We start from the raw sequence: 21,007 nt of genomic DNA, 5'->3' as shown, positions 1-21,007 counted from the left end.
TCACACCAGGGTAGCTATAGTGTCGCCCCTTCGCGGACCCTGGGTCTGGAGACGAAGGCAGCGCAGTCAATCAGCAGGAAGGTGGCATGTCTGCACAACCCGTCGATATCCAAATATTTGGCCGTTCACTGCGAGTGAATTGCCCGCCTGACCAAAGGGATGCGTTGAATCAGGCTGCGGACGATCTGAATCAGCGGTTGCAAGATCTGAAAGTTCGCACTAGAGTCACAAATACTGAGCAGTTGGTTTTCATTGCCGCATTGAATATCAGCTATGAGTTAACTCAGGAAAAAGCGAAGACCCGCGATTACGCGGCGAGCATGGAACAACGTATTCGGATGCTACAACAGACCATCGAACAGGCGTTGCTTGATCAAGGTCGCATAACCGAAAAAACGGGCCAAAACTTTGAATAACACTTTTCGCTTTACTATGGTAAAGTGATTGTGAAAACAGAATTTCTCTGAGATGTTTGCAAGCGGGCCAGTCCCCTGAGCCGATATTTCATACCACAAGAATGTGGCGCTCCGCGGTTGGTGAGCATGCTCGGTTCGTCCGAGAAGCCTTAAAACTGTGACGACACATTCACCTTGAACCAAGGGTTCAAGGGTTACAGCCTGCGGCGGCATCTCGGAGATTCCCCTTCTGACTGGCGACAGCCATGACGCAACTTCCCGAACTCTCTTTATCACGACAAGAAATCCGCCGAATGATTCGGCAACGTCGCCGTGCGCTAACGTCAGAGCAGCAACGCCGTTTTGGTCAACAGGCCGCCGCCCGAATACTCAGCTTTCTTCCCGTCGTGATGGCGCACACTGTCGCCGTGTTTCTCTCCTTTGATGGCGAACTCGACCCCCAGCCGCTGATTGAACAGCTATGGCGAGCGGGCAAGCGCGTCTACCTTCCGGTTCTTCATCCTTTCAGCCCTGGCAACCTCCTGTTCCTGCACTATCATCCGCAGAGTGCGCTGGTGACCAACCGCTTAAAGATCCAGGAGCCACGGCTTGATGTCCGCGACGTATTACCGCTGGCAAAGCTGGATGTGCTGGTAACGCCGTTAGTCGCGTTTGACGAAGACGGGCAGCGCCTGGGGATGGGCGGCGGATTTTATGACCGTACGTTGCAAAACTGGCAGCAGCATAAGATCCTACCCGTGGGCTACGCGCATGATTGCCAGTTAGTAGAAAAACTGCCAGTTGAAGAGTGGGATATCCCGCTGCCTGCGGTGGTGACGCCGTCCAAAATTTGGGAGTGGTAGCCGTGTTTTGTCGATTGACAGCGTCGCTTTTTTGACCTAAATTTCTCGGTGAAGGGTGAGGGAGGCGAGCCTCCCTCCTGCGTACTCTCTGTTAATATGCTGGCGTAGCGATGATTAACAGGATCAGCAGCATGATGACGTATCTCATCATCGTCCCTTTCCTTTTTAGAGCCCCTGCCTCGGTAGGGGCTTTCCCGTTTCAGCGCTATGCTGAGCCCTTATCGTAAATTCCTTTTATTGCTGTACAACACGCAACGCTGCCTTTAATTACCAATTGCGGCAAGGCTCGAAAACAGAATGTATGCGTTACACGAAGAGTTGTTGAGGCAGGGAAACCAGAGAAAGGATGGGCAGGTCATCTCCTGCCCATTTAGAGGAAATTAGTACAGCAGACGGGCGCGAATGGTGCCCGGAATCGCCTTCATCGCCAGCAGCGCTTTCTCCGCCACATCGCCATCGGCTTCTATATCAATCACCACATACCCCATTCGGGCGGAGGTTTGCAGATACTGCGCGGCAATGTTAACGCCCTGCTCGGCAAAGATCTGGTTAAGCGCGGTCAATACGCCCGGGCGGTTTTCGTGGATGTGCATCAGGCGACGACCACCGTGCAGCGGCAGCGACACTTCCGGGAAGTTCACGGCGGACAGCGTCGAGCCGTTATCCGAGTACTTAATCAGTTTTCCTGCGACTTCCAGACCGATGTTTTCTTGCGCCTCCTGCGTCGAGCCGCCGATATGCGGCGTCAGGATCACGTTATCGAATTCGCACAGCGGAGAGGTAAACGGATCGCTATTAGTGGCCGGTTCCGTCGGGAAGACATCGATAGCCGCCCCCGCCAGATGTTTCGTCGCCAGCGCGTCGCACAAAGCCGGGATATCTACCACCGTACCGCGCGCGGCGTTAATCAGCAGCGAACCCGGCTTCATCAGGGCAATCTCTTTTGCGCCCATCATGTTTTTGGTGGAGGCGTTTTCAGGTACGTGCAGACTGACCACATCGCTCATATTCAGCAATTCAGACAGGTGCTGCACCTGAGTTGCGTTACCGAGCGGCAGTTTATTTTCAATATCATAGAAATAGACATGCATCCCCAGCGATTCCGCCAGAATGCCCAACTGCGTTCCTATATGGCCGTAACCGATAATGCCAAGCTTTTTACCGCGCGCTTCGAACGATCCCGCCGCCAGTTTATTCCATACGCCGCGGTGCGCTTTGGCGTTCGCTTCCGGCACGCCGCGCAGCAGCAGCAACAGCTCGCCAATCACCAGTTCCGCCACGGAACGGGTATTCGAGAATGGCGCGTTAAAGACCGGAATGCCGCGTTTTGCCGCCGCATTTAAATCCACCTGGTTAGTGCCGATGCAAAAGCAGCCAATCGCCACCAGCTTCTCTGCGGCGTTAATCACTTCTTCTGTCAGATGAGTACGGGATCGCAGACCGATGAAGTGGGCATCGCGGATGGACGCTTTCAACTGTTCAGCGTCCAGCGCGCCCTTGTGATATTCAATGTTGGTGTAACCTGCCGCACGAAGGCTTTCCAGCGCCTTTTGATGCACCCCTTCAACCAGCAGAAATTTAATTTTATCTTTCTCCAGCGATACCTTTGCCATTTCCCCGATCCTGTCTTTTTTTGCCATCTGATGTTGTGTGTGGATTTGCATCCGTCCTTCAACATATCAAAAAAAATTATCACGGCAATATGAACGTTTGCGCCAGCGTCATGAAGGAATCGCATACAGCGGGAAATAGCAGATGAAAATACCGGGAATAACTTTTTCTTTGGAGGGATCGGCAGGGCAAACGATTAAACGTGATACATGTCACCAAATTTGCCCTGACCGAATTTTTTACGCGGCAGGAAATATGCCTGGCGCGATCATTTTACGATGGTTTTCACCCCGTCCGGCGTGCCGATCAGTGCGACATCGGCGCCACGGTTGGCGAACAGCCCCACGGTCACGACGCCCGGAATCGCGTTAATGGCGTTTTCCAGCGCGATGGGATCAAGGATTTCCATACCATAAACATCCAGAATCACGTTGCCGTTATCCGTGACCACGTTCTGACGGTACTCCGGACGCCCGCCCAGCTTCACCAGTTGACGAGCGACCGCGCTGCGCGCCATCGGAATCACTTCGACCGGCAACGGGAATTTGCCAAGAATATCCACCTGTTTAGAGGCATCCGCAATACAGATAAATTTCTCCGCCACGGAAGCAATAATTTTCTCACGGGTTAATGCCGCGCCGCCGCCTTTGATCATCTGCATATGACCGTTGATTTCGTCCGCGCCATCGACATAGATACCCAGGCTATCCACTTCGTTGAGATCAAACACATGAATACCGAGGCCTTTGAGTTTTTCAGTCGAGGCGTCCGAGCTGGAGACCGCGCCTTCAATCTGGCCTTTCATTGTGCCCAGCGCATCAATAAAGTGTGCGGCCGTTGAGCCTGTACCAACGCCCACAATGGTGCCGGGCTGTACATACTGAAGTGCCGCCCATCCTACCGCTTTTTTCAGTTCATCCTGCGTCATAGATCGTTTCGCCTGTGGTGTGAAAATACAGCCGCATTATAGAACATTGTCGGGAAAAATCTCCGTGTCCGTACACAGGCTACGGATTTCATCTGTACCGACGGCAAATTTATGTCATAGTGCGGAAAAAAATAACAGGAGCATGACACAACAATGAAACGTCCGGACTACAGAACACTACAGGCGCTGGATGCCGTTATACGTGAACGAGGATTCGAGCGCGCCGCCCAGAAGTTGTGCATCACGCAATCCGCCGTCTCACAGCGCATAAAACAGCTTGAGAATATGTTCGGACAACCTTTATTGGTGCGTACCGTTCCTCCTCGCCCTACGGAGCAAGGGCAAAAATTACTGGCTCTGCTGCGTCAGGTTGAACTGCTGGAAGAAGAGTGGCTGGGCGATGAACAAACCGGCTCTACGCCGCTGCTGCTGTCGCTGGCGGTTAACGCCGACAGTCTGGCGACCTGGCTGCTTCCGGCGCTGGCGCCGGTACTGGCGGACTCCCCTATCCGTCTCAATTTACAGGTGGAAGATGAAACGCGCACGCAAGAACGTCTGCGTCGCGGCGAGGTGGTGGGCGCGGTGAGTATCCAGCATCAGGCGCTGCCCAGTTGCCTGGTAGACAAGCTGGGCGCGCTCGACTACCTGTTTGTCGCGTCAAAGCCGTTTGCCGAGCGCTATTTCCCCAATGGCGTTACCCGGTCGTCGCTGCTGAAAGCGCCCGCCGTCGCGTTCGACCATCTGGATGATATGCATCAGGCCTTTTTGCAACAGAATTTCGATCTACCGCCCGGCAGCGTGCCGTGCCATATCGTTAATTCATCCGAAGCGTTTGTACAGCTTGCGCGTCAGGGCACGACCTGCTGCATGATCCCTCACCTGCAGATTGAGAAAGAGCTGGAAAGCGGCGAGTTGATCAACTTAACGCCTGGCTTGCTACAACGCCGGATGCTTTACTGGCACCGCTTTGCCCCGGAAAGCCGGATGATGCGCAAAGTGACCGACGCGCTGCTGGAGTACGGGCACAAGGTGCTGCGTCAGGATTAGCCTCTCTATGAATGCCGGATGGCGGCGTGAACGTCTTATCCGGCCTGCATGACCCATTATTCCCCCGTCGCTTCTTTGAAATTCATCACAAAATCATTGCGTTCAGGCGGCAAAAAACGACGCGCCATTGGCTATTTTTTGCTGGCGACAAGGCGACTCAAAACGCTCACCGTATTAGCAAATCTTCATTTCATTGCGTAATACGGAGCAAAAAACGCGAACACCGGGAGAAAATGCGGCCTGGAAGCGCCCAGGCCGGGCGAGATTACTGCGTGCTGGCGGCCGTTGTCGACGTCTGCCCGGTTCCAGGTTCAAGCTGGAAGACCACATCGACCTGATCGTCGAACTGAATGGTCGGCTGCTCGTAAGTTTCCTGCGCAGATACCGGCGCAGCATCCGCGGCTTTCATCATTCGCACCACCGGACTCGGCTGATAATTAGAGACATGGTAACGAACGCTGTAAACTGGCCCCAATTTACTGTTAAAACCGGCTGCCAGCGCTTGCGCCTGATGAATCGCGTCATCAATGGCGGCTTTGCGGGCCTTGTCTTTATAGGCGTCCGGTTGCGCCACGCCCAGCGATACCGAACGAATCTCGTTCAAACCCGCCTTCAGCGCGCCGTCCAGCAGCGAATTGAGTTTATCTAACTGACGCAGCGTCACCTCAACGGTTCGCACCGCGCGATACCCTTTCAGAATGCTTTTACCGTTTTGGTAATCATAATCTGGCTGCGTGCGCAGATTTGCCGCGCTAATGTCTTTTTTCGCAATCTGATTTTGCTCAAGGAAGGAAAGATATTGCGCCACGCGCTCATCGGCCTGCTTCTTCGCCGTCGCCGCATCCTTCGCCGCGACGTTCACTTCAATCGCTAAGGTGGCGATATCAGGCACAGCATCGACGCTTGCCGTACCGGAAGTCACGATGTGCGGGCCTTCCGGCAATTCGCTTGCCTGCGCCGACATTGCACTTAAACCCACTAATGCCGCCAGGGCCATCACTTTGAACTTCACAGTCTCTCCTCCATATTGCAGTCATTGCCCTGATATACAGGGCGCATGCAGGCAAGCTTAGCGGATATCGGCCTGTTGTCCATCAGACAACGCTTAGTTGAAAAGCGCGTGCATATGCGCGACGCCTTCCCGCGCCAGTTGGAAAGCGATAAGCCACATCACCACCCCAACCAGAATGTTGATAATACGTTGAGCTTTCGCCGTACGCAGTCGAGGCGCAAGCCAGGCCGCCAGTAGCGCTAACCCAAAAAACCACAAGAACGACGCGCTAATCGTGCCGAGGGCGAACCAGCGCTTTGGCTCCATAGCCAGTTGCCCGCCGAGACTGCCCAACACGACAAACGTATCCAGATAAACGTGCGGATTCAGCCACGTTACCGCCAGCATCGTAGCAATAATTTTCCAGCGCCCCTGCTTCATAACCTCGGCGCTGGCCAGCTCCAGATTACTGCTCATTGCCGTTTTCAGCGCGCCAAAACCGTACCATAACAAGAACGCGACCCCGCCCCATGTGACCAGCGCCAGCAGCCACGGCGACTGCATCAGCAATGCGCTACCGCCAAAAATACCGGCGCTAATCAGGACTAAATCACTTAACGCGCAAAGCAGCGCTATCATGAGGTGGTACTGGCGACGAATTCCCTGATTCATCACAAACGCATTTTGCGGGCCAAGCGGAAGGATCATGGCGACGCCAAGGGCAAACCCTTGAAAATAATAAGATATCACGTTAACTACCCTGAGCTGTTTTTCTTAAAGGCAGACTATAGCGCGGGAATATTATTAGCGGAAATTGATAATTTTAATCACTAATAAGAAAAGCTAATAAAGAGACTGAATAACGGATGGCGGCTACGCTTATCCGCTCAATAACCAGAGAATACTGGAGGCGGATAAGCGCAGCGCCGGCAGGCAGCACGGGAGGAAAATTACTCCGCGGCGTTATCTTTCACGCGTTTAAAATTGACGTCCATCTGCGGGTACGGGAAGCTAATACCAGCGGCGTCGAATTCACGTTTAATACGTTCCAGCACGTCCCAGTAGACATTTTGCAGGTCGCTGCTTTTACTCCAGACACGCACCACAAAATTAATTGATGAGGCGCCCAGCTCATTCAAACGCACCGTCATTTCGCGATCTTTTAAAATACGATCGTCGGACTCGATAATCGTCGTTAGCAGCTGTTTCACCTGATCGATATCCGAATCGTAGGCCACACCAATAATGAATTCGTTACGGCGAACCGGCTCACGAGAATAGTTGATGATATTTCCCGCGATAATTTTGCCATTCGGAATCACAATAATTTTGCCGTCTACCGCGCGCATTGTCGTGGAAAAGATTTGCACGTTCAGTACCGTACCGGCAACGCCGCCCAAATCGACATACTCACCGGCGCGGAACGGACGGAACATAACCAGCAATACCCCAGCCGCAAGGTTAGAGAGCGATCCCTGTAATGCCAGGCCAACGGCTAAACCAGCGGCGCCCAGTACGGCAATAACCGAGGCGGTTTGAACCCCCACGCGACCCAGAGCCGCAATCAGCGTAAAAGCAATAACCCCATAGCGCACCAGCGCAGAAAGAAAGTCGGCCACTGTCGCATCAATATGACGCGCACGCATCAGACGATTTACCGTATTGGAGATCACGCGCGCTACAATCAAGCCGATGATGATAATAGCGATAGCCGCAACAATATTCACAGCATAGCTGAGCAATAACGCCTGGTTGCGTACCAGCCAGGTGCCCGCACCATTTATGCTGTCGACAACATTCAAATCTTCCATTCAATATTCCTTGGTCATAGCAAAACAAGCAAATGAGATCATTCTCACGAAAAGAACTTTTTAAAGGTAAACAAAAACAGAGGAATATGCCATTTTTCGGCATCATCCCAAAAAAGGCAGGTACACTGTGAGTTGGCCGGATGAAAGCGTTAACGCCGCTCTCCGGAAATAACGATAAAAAAATGGCTTCCCGAGGGAAGCCATTTCAATCAGCAGACTATATTACAGAACGTCAATCGCGTTCAGTTCTTTAAATGCTTTTTCCAGACGAGCGATCATCGAAGTCTGGCCAGCACGCAGCCATACGCGCGGGTCATAGTATTTCTTGTTCGGCTGATCTTCGCCTTTCGGGTTGCCCAGCTGACCTTGCAGATACGCTTCGTTTTCTTTGTAATAGTTCAGAACACCTTCCCAGGTTGCCCATTGGGTATCGGTATCGATGTTCATTTTCACTACGCCGTAGCTTACGGAGTCTTTGATTTCCTGAGCAGTAGAACCGGAACCGCCGTGGAAAACGAAGTTCAGGCTGTTGTGCGGCAGGTTGTGTTTCTTAGAAACATAGTCCTGAGAATCACGCAGAATGGTCGGGGTCAGAACCACGTTACCCGGCTTGTAAACGCCGTGTACGTTACCGAAGGAAGCGGCAATGGTGAAACGCGGGCTGATTTTGCTCAGCTCAGTGTACGCGTAATCAACGTCTTCCGGCTGGGTGTACAGGGCAGAAGCGTCCATGTGGCTGTTGTCCACGCCGTCTTCTTCGCCACCGGTGCAACCCAGTTCGATTTCCAGAGTCATGCCAATTTTGGACATGCGCGCCAGGTATTTGGAGCAGATTTCGATGTTTTCGTGCAGAGACTCTTCAGACAGGTCAATCATGTGAGAAGAGAACAGCGGTTTACCGGTAGCCGCGAAGTGTTTTTCACCCGCGTCCAGCAGACCGTCGATCCACGGCAGCAGTTTCTTCGCGCAGTGGTCAGTGTGCAGGATAACCGGCACGCCGTAGTGTTCAGCCATCTGGTGAACGTGATGCGCGCCAGAGATAGCGCCCAGGATTGCCGCGCCCTGAGGTACGTCAGTTTTCACGCCTTTACCCGCGATGAAGGACGCGCCGCCGTTGGAAAACTGAACGATGACCGGTGCTTTAACTTTTGCAGCGGTTTCCAGAACAGCGTTGATGGAATCAGTGCCCACGCAGTTAACTGCCGGCAGAGCAAAATTGTTTTCTTTTGCTACCTGGAACACTTTCTGTACGTCATCACCAGTGATCACGCCTGGTTTTACGAAATCAAAAATTTTAGACATGTTTCGTTGTCCTGTATCGTCGGGCTTTGGGAAAAAACACGGGCCGCCCTGAATGTCAGATCGGCGATAAATCAACGGGCAGGAATCCCTGCCCGTAACGATTACTTCTTAGCGCGCTCTTCGAGCATCGCTACGGCTGGCAGAACTTTACCTTCCACGAATTCGAGGAATGCGCCGCCGCCAGTAGAAATGTAGGAGATTTTGTCAGCAATGCCGAACAGGTCGATTGCCGCCAGGGTGTCGCCGCCGCCAGCGATGGAAAACGCTTCGCTATCAGCGATGGCATTCGCCACGATTTCAGTCCCTTTACGGAAGTTCGGGAACTCAAACACGCCAACCGGGCCGTTCCACAGAATGGTTTTGGCATTCTTGAGGATTTCAGCCAGCTGCTGAGCGGAAGCATCGCCGATATCCAGGATCTGCTCGTCTTCTTTCACGTCGTTAACGGATTTCAGAGTCGCCGGTGCGGTTTCGGAGAACTCGGTGGCAACGCGAACATCGGTCGGAACCGGGATATCGCAAGTGGTCAGCAGACGTTTTGCTTCGTCAACCAGGTCAGCTTCGTACAGGGATTTACCGACACTGTGGCCCTGAGCGGCAACGAAGGTGTTGGCGATACCGCCGCCGACAATCAGCTGGTCAGCGATTTTAGACAGGGAATCCAGAACGGTCAGTTTGGTAGATACTTTAGAACCACCAACGATAGCCACCATCGGACGAGCCGGTTCTTTCAGCGCTTTACCCAGCGCATCCAGTTCAGCGGCCAGCAGCGGGCCTGCGCACGCAACGTCAGCAAATTTGCCGATACCGTGGGTAGAAGCCTGCGCGCGGTGCGCAGTACCAAAGGCGTCCATCACGAATACGTCACACAGGGCGGCGTATTTTTTAGACAGCGCTTCGTCGTCTTTCTTTTCGCCTTTGTTAAAGCGAACGTTTTCCAGAACCACCAGCTCACCTTCGGCCACGTCAACGCCGTCCAGGTAATCTTTGACCAGGCGAACCGGGTTAGACAGTTTGTCTTTCAGGTAGTTAACAACCGGCAGCAGAGAGAATTCTTCGTTGTACTCGCCTTCGGTAGGACGACCCAGGTGGGAAGTTACCATCACTTTCGCGCCCTGTTTCAGAGCCAGTTCGATGGTCGGCAGAGAGGCGCGGATACGCGCGTCGCTGGTCACTTTCCCTTCTTTAACAGGTACGTTCAGATCCGCACGGATAAAAACGCGTTTCCCGGCCAGATCCAGATCGGTCATCTTAATTACAGACATGGTGAATCCTCTCAATGATGCTTAAAGTTTTGTCGACGCTGACGCGTCGAGCCTGAAATCAACTGCGGCCATCGCTAACGTGGTGTCGAGCATCCGGTTAGCAAAGCCCCATTCATTATCGCACCAGACCAGCGTCTTGATCAGGTGGGCGCCACTGACCCGGGTTTGCGTGCCATCAACAATGGCGCTGTGCGGGTCGTGGTTAAAATCTATCGAGACCAACGGTGATTCCGTATAGTCAACTATACCATGAAATGCACCTTGTGCTGCTTTTTGCAGCAACTGGTTGACTTCACTGGCTTTTACTGGTTTTTTCACCGTCACGCTTAAATCGATCGCCGTCACATTAATGGTTGGAACGCGCACGGCAATCGCCTCAAAACGGTCGTTAAACTGCGGGAATATACGCGTAATGCCTGCCGCCAGTTTTGTATCTACCGGGATAATCGACTGGCTGGCCGCGCGCGTGCGCCGCAGATCGGAGTGATACGCGTCGATCACCTGCTGATCGTTCATCGCGGAGTGGATCGCCGTGACGGTACCAGACTCGATGCCGTAAGCATCATCCAACAATTTAATGACGGGAATTATGCAATTCGTGGTACAGGATGCGTTTGAGACAATACGATGTTCCGCACGCAGTTGATTCTGGTTCACGCCAAAAACGACGGTGGCGTCAAGATCGTTGCTGCCCGGATGAGAAAAGAGCACTTTCTTCGCGCCAGCGGCAATATGCGCCTCGCCATGCTCCTGGTTGCCATATACGCCCGTACAATCCAACACGACATCCACGCCCAGTTCGCGCCACGGCAGATCCGCCAGCGTTCGTTCATGCAGAATACGAATGACATCGTCGCCGACAAAAAGCTGCTCGCGCTCGTGGCGAACCTCCCATGCAAAACGCCCGTGGCTGGTATCGTATTTCAACAAATGCGCCATGCCTGCGGCATCCGCCAGCTCGTTGATGGCCACCACGGTAATTTCCGCCCGACGTCCGGATTCATACAAAGCACGAACCACGTTACGTCCGATGCGACCAAAGCCATTAATCGCTATGCGTACGGTCATAGGTCTCCTGCAAGGCTATCCCGATTCAGATGAGGCTGACAGAGTAATGCAGCTCATCGTCGAGTAAAACCTCACCTGTCGCAAACTGCGACTGATTGGTTAATTGTCGAACATTTAATTAACTGAAACGCTTCAGCTAGAATAAGCGAAACGGGGAATAAAAGGAATGTTTGTCCAGTCGAAGAAGACAGTTATCTGACCTGCATCACATTTCATGGCCGCTTACGCTGCAATTTATTCCATATTTAAGAATCACCAGTACATCCGTCAGATCTTTTCATCGTCGCGTCACAAATACTGATTTATATCAGAAAGCGCTGCCGCCAGCGTCTATATTATCAGCGCCACGTCCGAGTCTCGGAGTCCTGTAACGATGACTGTATCTCACCACAACGCCTCTACAGCGCGCTTTTACGCGCTTCGTCTGCTTCCCGGCCAGGAAGTGTTTTCCCAATTACACGCCTTTGTGCAACAGAACCAATTACATGCCGCCTGGATTGCAGGGTGTACTGGCAGTCTGACCGACGTTGCGCTGCGTTATGCCGGGCAAGAGGCGACCACATCGCTCACCGGCACGTTTGAAGTTATCTCGCTAAACGGCACGCTTGAATTGACCGGCGAGCATCTGCATCTCGCGGTATCGGATCCCTACGGGGCCATGCTCGGCGGCCATATGATGCCAGGGTGTACCGTGCGTACCACGCTGGAGCTGGTTATCGGCGAGCTGCCAGCGCTGACGTTCAGCCGTCAACCGTGCGCCATTTCCGGTTATGACGAACTGCATATTTCTTCCCGTTAATTGACGACTCTTTAAGAGGTACTTTATGGCGCGTCGCCCGTTTTCCAGCCAGTCTCTGGTGCTGATTGTCATCGCTATTGCCATCAATATGATTGGCGGACAGCTTATTAGCATGTTGAAGCTGCCTATTTTTCTCGACTCGATCGGCACCTTAATTAGCGCGGTACTGTTAGGGCCGTTCATCGGCATGTTGACTGGGCTTCTGACCAACTTGCTGTGGGGGCTGCTTACCGACCCTATCGCTGCCGCGTTTGCCCCGGTAGCGATGGTTATCGGTCTGGTCGCCGGGTGGCTGGCGCGCGCAGGCTGGTTTCGTACCCTGCCCAAAGTGATCGTCAGCGGCGTCGTCATTACGTTGGCGGTGACGCTGGTCGCCGTACCGCTTCGTACCGCGCTTTTTGGCGGCGTTACCGGTAGCGGCGCTGATTTGTTCGTCGCCTGGATGCATTCAATGGGCCAAAACCTGGTGGAGTCAGTCGCGATTACCGTCATAGGCGCTAATCTGGTCGATAAAATTCTGACGGCGATCATCGTTTGGGTGCTGCTGCGTCAGCTACCGTTACGTACGACACGGCATTTTCCTGCGATGTCAGCCGTACGCTAAATGCATCCGTTTACCTCGTTAACCTTATGGGCGTTGGCGGCCTGCACCACGCTGCTACTCCCTGCGCAGACCGTGCTCCCGGTTTATAGCGCGGCGGCCTTCCTCTGTCTGCTGGCGCTGAAATCAACGCGGCGGCGGGCGAAGTATGTCGCCTGGCTGATGCTGTCTTTAGGGTTTGGGCTATGGCTGGTACATGGCGGTTGGCTAACGGAATGGATAAGCGGGCAGCCTCGCGATCCGCAGCGCTGGGTATATGCCGTTACGCTATGGCTACGTCTGCTGGCGATCGTGTCGACGTCGCAGCTATGGATGCAGTATGTGCCGGTTCAGCGGTTTATTCGCGCCCTGTTCGCTTCACGTCTGCCACCCGGCATCGCTTACCTGTTCGCTGGCCCGCTGCTGGTCGTCGAACAGCTCAAACGACAACTGACGATCGTTCATGAAGCCCAGCGCGCGCGCGGCGTACCGCTGGATGAAGGCTGGTATCAGCGGCTACGGGCAATGCCTGCGCTGATCGTGCCGCTTACGCAAAATGCGCTTAACGATCTGACAATACGCGGCGCGGCGTTGGATATGCGGGGGTTTCGGCTGCATCGAGCCCGAACCACGCTGTGGGCGCCGAAAGATAGCATGTTACAACGGGTTGCGCGGTATGGCATGGTACTGCTAATACTGGCGGAAGCGGGAGTATGGATATGGTTACGTTAGAGCAGTTTCGTTATCTTCCGTCCGATGCGACACGCCCGCCGGCATGTTTTGATTTCCACTATTCAACACCCGGAATAGTGGCGATAGTCGGCGATAACGGCAGCGGAAAAAGTACGCTGGCGCAACTGATGGCTGGCTGGTATCCGGATTATCTCCCCGGCGATATTGACGGCACAGGCCTACTGCTTGGCGTACCTATCGGGCGGCTCCCGCTGGTAGAACAGTCGCCCACCATCCAGCTGGTGCAGCAATCGCCTTATTTACAGCTTTCCGGCTGTACCTTTAGCGTAGAGGAAGAGGTGGCGTTTGGCCCGGAGAATCTCGGCCTCCATGAAGCGGAAATTCTACGGCGCATTGACGAGGCGCTGACTCTGACAAACTGCCAGTCGTTACGCCATCGCCATCCCGGCACGCTCTCCGGCGGCGAAACGCAGCGGGTAGTGATTGCCAGCGCGCTTGCCATGCAGCTCAGATTATTAGTTCTTGATGAAGCCTTCAGTCGGCTGACGTCAGCGGCCACCGGGACACTGCTGGAACGGTTACAACAGTGGGCGCTGGAACGTCATTCTCTCATTGTGCTTTTTGAGCGTAATCATTTCCCCTTTCTGACGCGATGCCAGCGGGTATGGCAATTGCGCAACGGAGCGCTAACCCCATTATGTTGACGTTAAATCAGGTCGCTTATCGCTGGCCAGATGCCGCAGCCGACTGTCTGCACGCCATCTCGCTTGAACTTCGTGACGGCGAATGGCTGGCGTTGACCGGCGATAACGGCGCGGGAAAATCAACGCTGTTACGGATTATGGCCGGCCTGCTTTCCCCCACTTCCGGCTCGGTAACGCTTAATGGAGAGCCGATTGCGCAGCTTAAAAATCGTCAACGCGCCGCCGCTATCGGCGTACTCTTTCAGGAAGCGGAAAACCAGATTTTCCACAGCAATGTCGCACAAGAGGTCGCTTTTGGGCTGAAACTACAGCGCTTATCGGCGGAGGATATTTCACGGCGCACGCAGGCCGCGCTGCGGTTATGCCAGCTAACGGACGTCGCCGAGGCGCACCCGCTTGATCTGCACGCCGCGCAGCGCCGGATGGTGGCGGTCGACAGTCTGGAGGCGATGGCGCCGCCGGTGTTATTGCTGGATGAACCCAGCCGGGATTTTGACGCCCACTGGCTAACCGTATTTGAACACTGGCTGGCGACATGCCGGGCACGGGGAACCAGCGTCGTGGCGATTAGCCATGACGCTGCGTTTACCCGGCGTCATTTTTCACGGGTGGTACGGCTGGAAAACGGCAGGTTGTCAAAGGGGGAATAAAAAACGGGTCGCCGAAGCGACCCGTTTTATGCCGTATTAAGGATTACAGCAGCGCTTTCGCTTTGGCGATCACGTTGTCCACCGTGAAGCCAAACTCTTCAAACAGCAGCTCTGCCGGGGCGGATTCACCGAAGGTGGTCATCCCGACAATAGCGCCGTTCAGGCCGACGTATTTGAACCAGTAGTCAGCGATACCCGCTTCAATCGCCACACGCGCAGAGACCGCTTTCGGCAGCACGGATTCACGGTAGGCCGCATCCTGCTTGTCGAACGCGTCGGTGGACGGCATGGAAACCACGCGCGCCTTCACGCCTTCGGCAGTCAGTTTTTCGTAGGCGGCAACCGCCAGCTCAACCTCAGAACCGGTCGCAATGAAGATAATCTGCGGCTGGCCCGCACAATCTTTCAGTACGTAACCACCGCGGGCGATATTCGCCAGTTGCTCTTCAGTACGCTCCTGCTGCGCCAGGTTCTGACGGGACAGAATCAGCGCGGTTGGGCCATCCTGACGCTCTACGCCATATTTCCACGCCACCGCGGATTCCACCTGGTCGCACGGACGCCATGTGGACATGTTCGGCGTTACGCGCAGGCTTGCCACCTGCTCGACCGGCTGGTGCGTCGGGCCATCTTCGCCCAGACCGATGGAGTCGTGGGTATAGACCATCACCTGACGCTGTTTCATCAACGCTGCCATACGCACTGCGTTACGGGCATATTCGACGAACATCAGGAAGGTGGAGGTGTACGGCAGGAAACCGCCGTGCAGGGCGATACCGTTGGCGATAGCGGTCATACCGAATTCGCGCACACCGTAATGAATGTAGTTACCTGCGGCATCTTCGTTAATCGCTTTCGAACCGGACCACAGGGTCAGGTTAGACGGTGCCAGGTCAGCGGAGCCGCCGAGGAATTCCGGCAACAGCGGACCGAAGGCTTCGATGGCATTCTGGGACGCTTTACGGCTGGCGATTTTGGATGGATTCGCCTGCAGTTTAGCGATGAACTCATTCGCTTTCGCATTGAAGTCAGCCGGCATGTCGCCTTTCATACGACGAGTGAATTCAGCAGCTTCCTGCGGGAAGGCTTTCTCATAAGCCGCGAATTTCTCATTCCATGCAGACTCTTTCGCCTGGCCGGCTTCTTTCGCATCCCACTGGGCGTAGATTTCAGACGGGATTTCGAACGGCGCGTATTTCCAGCCCAACTGTTCGCGGGTCAGCGCGATTTCCGCGTCGCCCAGCGGCGCGCCGTGGGAATCGTGGGTACCCTGTTTGTTCGGCGAACCGAAGCCGATGATGGTTTTGCACATCAGCAGGGACGGTTTGTCAGTCACGGCGCGAGCTTCTTCCGTGGCACGTTTAATGGCGTCGGCATCGTGACCGTCAATGCCACGGATAACGTGCCAGCCGTAGGCTTCAAAACGTTTCGCGGTGTCATCGGTGAACCAGCCTTCAACATGACCATCGATAGAGATACCGTTGTCATCATAGAACGCGATCAGTTTGCCCAGTTTCAGAGTACCAGCCAGAGAGCACACTTCGTGAGAAATGCCTTCCATCATGCAGCCGTCGCCCATAAAGACGTAGGTGAAGTGGTCAACGATGTCGTGGCCAGGACGGTTAAACTGCGCCGCCAGAGTTTTCTCGGCAATCGCCATCCCGACGGCGTTGGCAATACCCTGCCCCAGCGGGCCGGTAGTGGTTTCAACGCCAGCGGTGTAGCCCACTTCCGGGTGACCAGGGGTTTTTGAATGTAGCTGACGGAAATTCTGCAGTTCGGACATCGGCAGGTCATAACCGGTGAGGTGCAGCAGGCTGTAAATCAGCATTGAGCCGTGGCCATTGGACAGCACGAAGCGGTCGCGGTCGGCCCAGGACGGGTTGGTCGGGTTGTGGTTCAGGAAATCACGCCACAGGACTTCGGCAATGTCAGCCATACCCATCGGGGCACCCGGGTGACCGGATTTGGCTTTCTGTACTGCGTCCATGCTCAGCGCACGAATAGCATTGGCAAGCTCTTTACGTGAGGACATTTTGACTCCAGATCGGATGTTGAAAGGCCATGCCCGTAACGACTTGACGACAGCGCGTTTTGGGCTACGCCGGAAAATTTGCCAACAATTTACCCCAAGCCGCGCGTCATGTACATGGAACATCCTTTTACCGCTTCAGAAATCTCCGGATCGTGCTCGCATGTTGCGCAATTAGCTAACTTGCCTGCCACGCTTTTCTTTATACTTAACCCAGGCGCTAATTCATCTGCAACGGGCGCATTTCAAAATAATATTAATTCGTATGGAAGAGAAAAATGAAAATTCGCGCTTTACTGCTTGCTTTGGGCATGGCGACGGTGCTGACCGGTTGCCAGAATATGGACTCTAATGGACTGCTTTCTTCGGGTGCTGAAGCTTTTCAGGCCTATACGTTAAGCGATGCGCAGGTAAAAGCGCTGAGCGATCAATCCTGTCAAGAGCTCGACAGCAAAGCGAAAATCGCGCCGGCGAGCAGCGAATACACTAAACGACTGGCAAAAATTGCCGCCGCGCTGGGGGATAACATTAACGGCCAGCCGGTGAACTATAAGGTTTACGAGACGAAAGACGTCAACGCGTTTGCCATGGCGAACGGTTGTATCCGCGTCTACAGCGGACTGATGGATATGATGACCGACAACGAAGTTGAAGCCTTGATCGGCCATGAAATGGGCCATGTCGCGCTGGGTCATGTAAAGAAAGGGATGCAGGTCGCGCTGGGCACTAACGCCGTTCGCGTCGCGGCGGCATCGGCAGGAGGCGTTGTCGGCAGCCTGTCGCAATCACAGCTTGGCGATCTTGGCGAAAAACTGGTGAACTCGCAGTTCTCCCAGCGTCAGGAGTCCGAAGCGGATGATTATTCTTACGATCTGTTGCGCAAACGCGGTATCAGTCCGGCAGGACTCGCCACCAGCTTTGAGAAACTGGCAAAACTGGAAGCGGGTCGTCAAAGCTCAATGTTCGACGATCACCCGGCGTCCGCCGCACGCGCACAGCATGTGCGCGATCGTATGAGCGCGGACGGGATCAAATAATCCCCGAACAGTGCCGGATGGCGGCGTGAACGCCTTATCCGGCCTACACAGGCCCGGTAAGCGTAGGCCGGATAAGCGCAGTGCCATCCGGCAAAACAACTTACTCGCCCTTCTTCGCCGCCTGGATATAGAGCATTTCTAATGCCAGCGTCGCGGCCGCCAGAGCGGTGATCTCCGACTGATCGTAAGCCGGCGCGACTTCCACTACATCCATACCGACAATGTTCAGATCTTTCAGACCACGTACCAGCTTAATGGCGCGATCGGAGGTCAAACCACCGATCACCGGCGTACCGGTGCCAGGCGCAAACGCCGGGTCCAGACAGTCGATATCAAAGGTCAGATAGACCGGCATATCGCCGACGATCTGTTTCACCTGAGCGAGAATATCATCCACGCCGCGATCGTTGACCTGGCAGGCATCCAGCACGGTAAAGCCATTGTCTTTGTCAAACTCAGTGCGAATACCGATCTGTACCGAATGATGCGGATCGATCAGGCCTTCTTTCGGCGCGGTGTAGAACATCGTGCCGTGATCGAATTCGCAGCCGTTAGCGTAGGTATCGGTATGCGCGTCAAAATGTACCAGCGCCATTTTGCCAAAATGTTTCGCGTGGGCGCGCAGCAGCGGCAGCGTGACGAAGTGGTCGCCGCCGAAAGAGAGCATACGCTTGCCTGCAGACAGCAGTTTTTCAGCGTGCGCCTGTAATTTTTCGCTCATTTCACGGGCATCGCCAAACGCATACACCAAATCGCCGCAGTCCACGACGTTCAGGCGCTCGCGCATGTCAAAATTCCACGGGAAACGGTGATGTTCCCAGGCGAGGTTGGTCGACACCTGACGGATCGCCGCCGGGCCATGACGACCGCCAGCGCGACCGGACGTTGCCATATCAAACGGTACGCCAGTGATCACCCAGTCGGCATCGCTGTCATACGGCTGGAAGTTCATTGGCAGACGTAAAAAACCAAACGCATTAGAAACCAGTGAGTTATCGTACTGATGACCTAAGGTGCTCATGTCCTGACCTCTTTTAGAGTCGTTGCATTAAAACAGATGAAAAAAATCCCCTCCGCGTCGTTAAACCCGACGAGGAAGGGATTGATTTGTAAATCGCTATTGCGGCGAATTATCGCCGTTAATTCATACGGGTTCAAGTGAGTATAGCATTCTGCCGGGTGGCGGCTTTACCTTATCCAGCCTGCATTCGTAGGCCCGGTAAGCGCAGCGCCACCGGGCATCAACGGCTACTCATCTTCAAGATAAGTATAACCGTACAGTCCCGCTTCAAATTCCTCAAGGAACTGCTGCTGCAACGCATCGTCCAGATCCGTCTGTTTTACCTGGTCGCGGAAATGCGTTAACAGCGTTTTCGGATCCAGTTGCACATATTGCAGCATATCCGCAACGGTGTCGCCTTCGTCCGACAGCTCAACCTCAACGCTACCATCCGGGAAGACAAACACGTCAACCGCTTCAGTATCGCCAAACAGGTTGTGCATGTTACCGAGGATCTCCTGATAGGCGCCGACCATAAAGAAGCCGAGCATCGGCGGATTCTCTGGATCGTATTCCGGCATCGGCATCGTCGTGGCGATACCATCGCCATCGATATAGTGGTCGATAGCGCCATCGGAATCACAGGTTATATCCAGCAGCACGGCGCGACGTTCCGGTACCTGATCTAACCCTTCCAGCGGCAACACCGGGAAGAGCTGATCGATTCCCCACGCGTCCGGCATCGACTGGAACAGCGAGAAGTTGACGTACATTTTGTCCGCCATCCGCTCTTGCAGTTCGTCGATAATCGGACGATGCGCACGGTTTTGCGGGTCAAGTTGCTTCTGCACTTCATGGCACATGCTGAGATAAAGTTGCTCCGCCCAGGCGCGCTCCTGCAAACTAAACACGCCGGAAGAGTAGCCGATATGAATATCGTGCAGATCCATTTGGCTATCATGCAGCCACTCACGCAGCGAGCGACGGGTGCCAGGCTTATGCATCTCCTGCCAGGTTTCCCACAAATTCTGCAACGCGCGCGGCGCATCTTCAGCAGGAGCAGTCGGATCCGTGTATTCGTTACGCTCCACGCCGATAATGTTAGAGACCAGTACCGTATGGTGCGCAGTGACGGCGCGGCCAGACTCGGTAATCACCGTCGGATGCGGTAAACCATGCTCTTCGCAGGCATCGCCAATCGCCCAGATGATGTTATTGGCATATTCGTTCAGGCCATAGTTCACCGAACAGTCGGACTGCGAGCGGGTACCTTCATAATCCACGCCCAGACCGCCGCCCACGTCGAAGCACTGGATATTAACGCCCAGCTTATGCAGCTCAACATAGAAACGCGCGGACTCGCGCACGCCGGTCGCGATATCGCGAATGTTCGCCATCTGCGATCCCAGGTGGAAGTGCAACAATTGCAGACTGTCCAGACGCCCGGCGTCACGCAGGGTCTCCACCAGTTGCAGCACCTGCGTCGCCGCCAGGCCGAATTTTGATTTTTCGCCGCCGGAGGATTGCCACTTACCGGATCCCTGAGAGGCCAGACGCGCACGCACGCCCAGGCGAGGAACCACGTTCAGGCGCTCAGCTTCTTCCAGCACAATCGCGATTTCAGACATCTTTTCGATGACCAGATAAACCTTATGGCCCATCTTCTCGCCAATCAACGCCAGCCGAATGTATTCACGGTCTTTATAACCATTACAGACGATCACGCTACGGGTCATGCCGGCATGCGCCAGCACCGCCATCAATTCCGCTTTTGACCCCGCTTCCAGCCCCAACGGTTCACCGGAATGGATAAGGGACTCAATCACGCGGCGATGCTGATTGACCTTAATCGGATAAACGAGGAAGTAGTCGCCGTTATAACCGTAAGATTCACGCGCACGCTTAAACGCCGCGTTAATTGAACGCAAACGGTGTTGCAGGATCTGCGGGAAGCAGAACAGCGCCGGCAGACGCTGGCCTTGCGCTTCGCGCGCTTTCACCAGTTTGGCAAGATCGACACGCGCTTCCGGTACGTCGGGATCGGGGCATACGCTAATATGGCCCAGCTCGTTGACGTCGTAGTAGTTATTGCCCCACCAGGCAATATTGTAAGTGCGCAGCATCTTGCTGGCTTCCTGGGAGCTCATTGCAACCTCCTGCATGGAGCGTAGTACACCCTGTTCGCCTGCTGACGAAGGCGAACCCATAGACATGTCGTCAGACATAGCGAA

General features: G+C 54.4%; 20 protein-coding genes and 1 other RNA gene. 10 read left to right on the top strand and 11 right to left on the bottom strand.

Features of this window, described 5'->3' with window-relative positions:
* Nucleotides 1-86 precede the first annotated feature (86 nt).
* The 3 genes from zapA (at nucleotide 87) to J4685_RS12445 (ending at nucleotide 1,258) form a co-directional block, all read left to right on the top strand.
* The gene (zapA, locus tag J4685_RS12455) at nucleotides 87-416 is read left to right on the top strand and encodes a cell division protein ZapA (RefSeq protein WP_001276011.1); all 330 of its coding nucleotides are present in this window, start codon (nucleotides 87-89) and stop codon (nucleotides 414-416) included.
* Nucleotides 417-457: 41 nt separating this feature from the next.
* Nucleotides 458-641, top strand: a non-coding RNA gene (gene ssrS, locus J4685_RS12450) — 6S RNA.
* Nucleotides 642-661: 20 nt separating this feature from the next.
* Nucleotides 662-1,258: a 5-formyltetrahydrofolate cyclo-ligase gene (locus J4685_RS12445; RefSeq protein ID WP_031608906.1), complete on the top strand. Its 597-nt coding sequence runs from the start codon at nucleotides 662-664 to the stop codon at nucleotides 1,256-1,258.
* Between the two features lie 380 nt (nucleotides 1,259-1,638).
* On the opposite strand, the gene serA is transcribed toward J4685_RS12445, so the two are convergent.
* Together serA and rpiA are read right to left on the bottom strand one after the other, a co-directional pair.
* Nucleotides 1,639-2,871, bottom strand: coding sequence for a phosphoglycerate dehydrogenase (serA, locus tag J4685_RS12440; RefSeq protein ID WP_001151627.1), 1,233 nt, complete (start codon nucleotides 2,869-2,871; stop codon nucleotides 1,639-1,641).
* 266 nt (nucleotides 2,872-3,137) lie between these two features.
* On the bottom strand, nucleotides 3,138-3,797 hold the full coding sequence (gene rpiA, locus J4685_RS12435; protein WP_000189741.1) for a ribose-5-phosphate isomerase RpiA: 660 nt from the start codon (nucleotides 3,795-3,797) through the stop codon (nucleotides 3,138-3,140).
* Nucleotides 3,798-3,950: 153 nt separating this feature from the next.
* Here rpiA and argP point away from each other — a divergent pair, with 153 nt between their 5' ends.
* Nucleotides 3,951-4,844, top strand: a complete 894-nt coding sequence (gene argP, locus J4685_RS12430; RefSeq protein ID WP_000828345.1) for a DNA-binding transcriptional regulator ArgP — start codon at nucleotides 3,951-3,953, stop codon at nucleotides 4,842-4,844.
* 265 nt (nucleotides 4,845-5,109) lie between these two features.
* Here argP and J4685_RS12425 read toward each other — a convergent pair whose 3' ends face one another.
* From J4685_RS12425 to epd, 6 genes are all read right to left on the bottom strand, one after another.
* Nucleotides 5,110-5,856: an oxidative stress defense protein gene (locus tag J4685_RS12425; RefSeq protein ID WP_000669854.1), complete on the bottom strand. Its 747-nt coding sequence runs from the start codon at nucleotides 5,854-5,856 to the stop codon at nucleotides 5,110-5,112.
* A 93-nt stretch (nucleotides 5,857-5,949) separates the two neighbouring features.
* Nucleotides 5,950-6,585: an arginine exporter ArgO gene (argO, locus tag J4685_RS12420; RefSeq protein ID WP_000626872.1), complete on the bottom strand. Its 636-nt coding sequence runs from the start codon at nucleotides 6,583-6,585 to the stop codon at nucleotides 5,950-5,952.
* Between the two features lie 200 nt (nucleotides 6,586-6,785).
* Complete coding sequence (locus J4685_RS12415; RefSeq protein WP_000389833.1) at nucleotides 6,786-7,646, bottom strand: small-conductance mechanosensitive channel MscS; 861 nt, start codon at nucleotides 7,644-7,646, stop codon at nucleotides 6,786-6,788.
* 222 nt (nucleotides 7,647-7,868) lie between these two features.
* Complete coding sequence (gene fbaA / locus J4685_RS12410) at nucleotides 7,869-8,948, bottom strand: class II fructose-bisphosphate aldolase (RefSeq protein ID WP_000034386.1); 1,080 nt, start codon at nucleotides 8,946-8,948, stop codon at nucleotides 7,869-7,871.
* Between the two features lie 101 nt (nucleotides 8,949-9,049).
* Nucleotides 9,050-10,213 carry a phosphoglycerate kinase gene (pgk, locus tag J4685_RS12405; protein ID WP_000111274.1) on the bottom strand — a complete coding sequence of 388 codons (1,164 nt, stop codon included), beginning with the start codon at nucleotides 10,211-10,213 and terminating at the stop codon, nucleotides 9,050-9,052.
* Nucleotides 10,214-10,234: 21 nt separating this feature from the next.
* Nucleotides 10,235-11,281 carry an erythrose-4-phosphate dehydrogenase gene (gene epd / locus J4685_RS12400; RefSeq protein ID WP_000218331.1) on the bottom strand — a complete coding sequence of 349 codons (1,047 nt, stop codon included), beginning with the start codon at nucleotides 11,279-11,281 and terminating at the stop codon, nucleotides 10,235-10,237.
* Nucleotides 11,282-11,654: 373 nt separating this feature from the next.
* Here epd and J4685_RS12395 point away from each other — a divergent pair, with 373 nt between their 5' ends.
* From J4685_RS12395 to J4685_RS12375, 5 genes are read left to right on the top strand one after another with little or no spacing between them, the layout of a single operon-like run.
* A complete protein-coding gene (locus J4685_RS12395; protein WP_000218564.1) occupies nucleotides 11,655-12,080 on the top strand; it encodes a PPC domain-containing DNA-binding protein in 426 nt (141 codons plus the stop codon).
* A gap of 25 nt (nucleotides 12,081-12,105) precedes the next feature.
* Nucleotides 12,106-12,684 (top strand): ECF transporter S component, encoded by a 579-nt coding sequence (locus tag J4685_RS12390; RefSeq protein WP_000124001.1) that lies wholly within the window; start codon nucleotides 12,106-12,108, stop codon nucleotides 12,682-12,684.
* Nucleotides 12,685-13,392 carry an energy-coupling factor transporter transmembrane component T gene (locus J4685_RS12385; RefSeq protein ID WP_000553270.1) on the top strand — a complete coding sequence of 236 codons (708 nt, stop codon included), beginning with the start codon at nucleotides 12,685-12,687 and terminating at the stop codon, nucleotides 13,390-13,392. It abuts the gene before it with no gap.
* Complete coding sequence (locus J4685_RS12380) at nucleotides 13,380-14,057, top strand: ABC transporter ATP-binding protein (protein ID WP_016504923.1); 678 nt, start codon at nucleotides 13,380-13,382, stop codon at nucleotides 14,055-14,057. The genes J4685_RS12385 and J4685_RS12380 overlap by 13 nt, the downstream gene beginning before the upstream one ends.
* Nucleotides 14,051-14,707 (top strand): ABC transporter ATP-binding protein, encoded by a 657-nt coding sequence (locus tag J4685_RS12375; RefSeq protein ID WP_000956912.1) that lies wholly within the window; start codon nucleotides 14,051-14,053, stop codon nucleotides 14,705-14,707. Before J4685_RS12380 ends, J4685_RS12375 begins: the two co-directional genes overlap by 7 nt.
* 43 nt (nucleotides 14,708-14,750) lie before the next feature.
* Here the strand turns inward: J4685_RS12375 and tkt are convergent, their stop codons facing one another.
* On the bottom strand, nucleotides 14,751-16,742 hold the full coding sequence (gene tkt / locus J4685_RS12370; RefSeq protein ID WP_000098658.1) for a transketolase: 1,992 nt from the start codon (nucleotides 16,740-16,742) through the stop codon (nucleotides 14,751-14,753).
* Between the two features lie 275 nt (nucleotides 16,743-17,017).
* Here tkt and J4685_RS12365 point away from each other — a divergent pair, with 275 nt between their 5' ends.
* Nucleotides 17,018-17,776, top strand: coding sequence for a M48 family metallopeptidase (locus tag J4685_RS12365; RefSeq protein WP_000701826.1), 759 nt, complete (start codon nucleotides 17,018-17,020; stop codon nucleotides 17,774-17,776).
* A 100-nt stretch (nucleotides 17,777-17,876) separates the two neighbouring features.
* Here the strand turns inward: J4685_RS12365 and speB are convergent, their stop codons facing one another.
* Nucleotides 17,877-18,797, bottom strand: coding sequence for an agmatinase (gene speB / locus J4685_RS12360; protein WP_000105550.1), 921 nt, complete (start codon nucleotides 18,795-18,797; stop codon nucleotides 17,877-17,879).
* A gap of 227 nt (nucleotides 18,798-19,024) precedes the next feature.
* Complete coding sequence (gene speA, locus J4685_RS12355; RefSeq protein WP_001278581.1) at nucleotides 19,025-21,001, bottom strand: biosynthetic arginine decarboxylase; 1,977 nt, start codon at nucleotides 20,999-21,001, stop codon at nucleotides 19,025-19,027.
* Nucleotides 21,002-21,007 lie beyond the last annotated feature (6 nt).

The sequence above is a fragment of the Salmonella sp. 32100201201700099SM genome, from assembly GCF_017572645.1.
In the GTDB taxonomy this organism is placed as follows: Bacteria; Pseudomonadota; Gammaproteobacteria; order Enterobacterales; family Enterobacteriaceae; genus Salmonella; species Salmonella enterica.
Note: the sequence above shows the minus strand (reverse complement) of the source record. Positions and strands in the feature narration are given on the sequence as shown.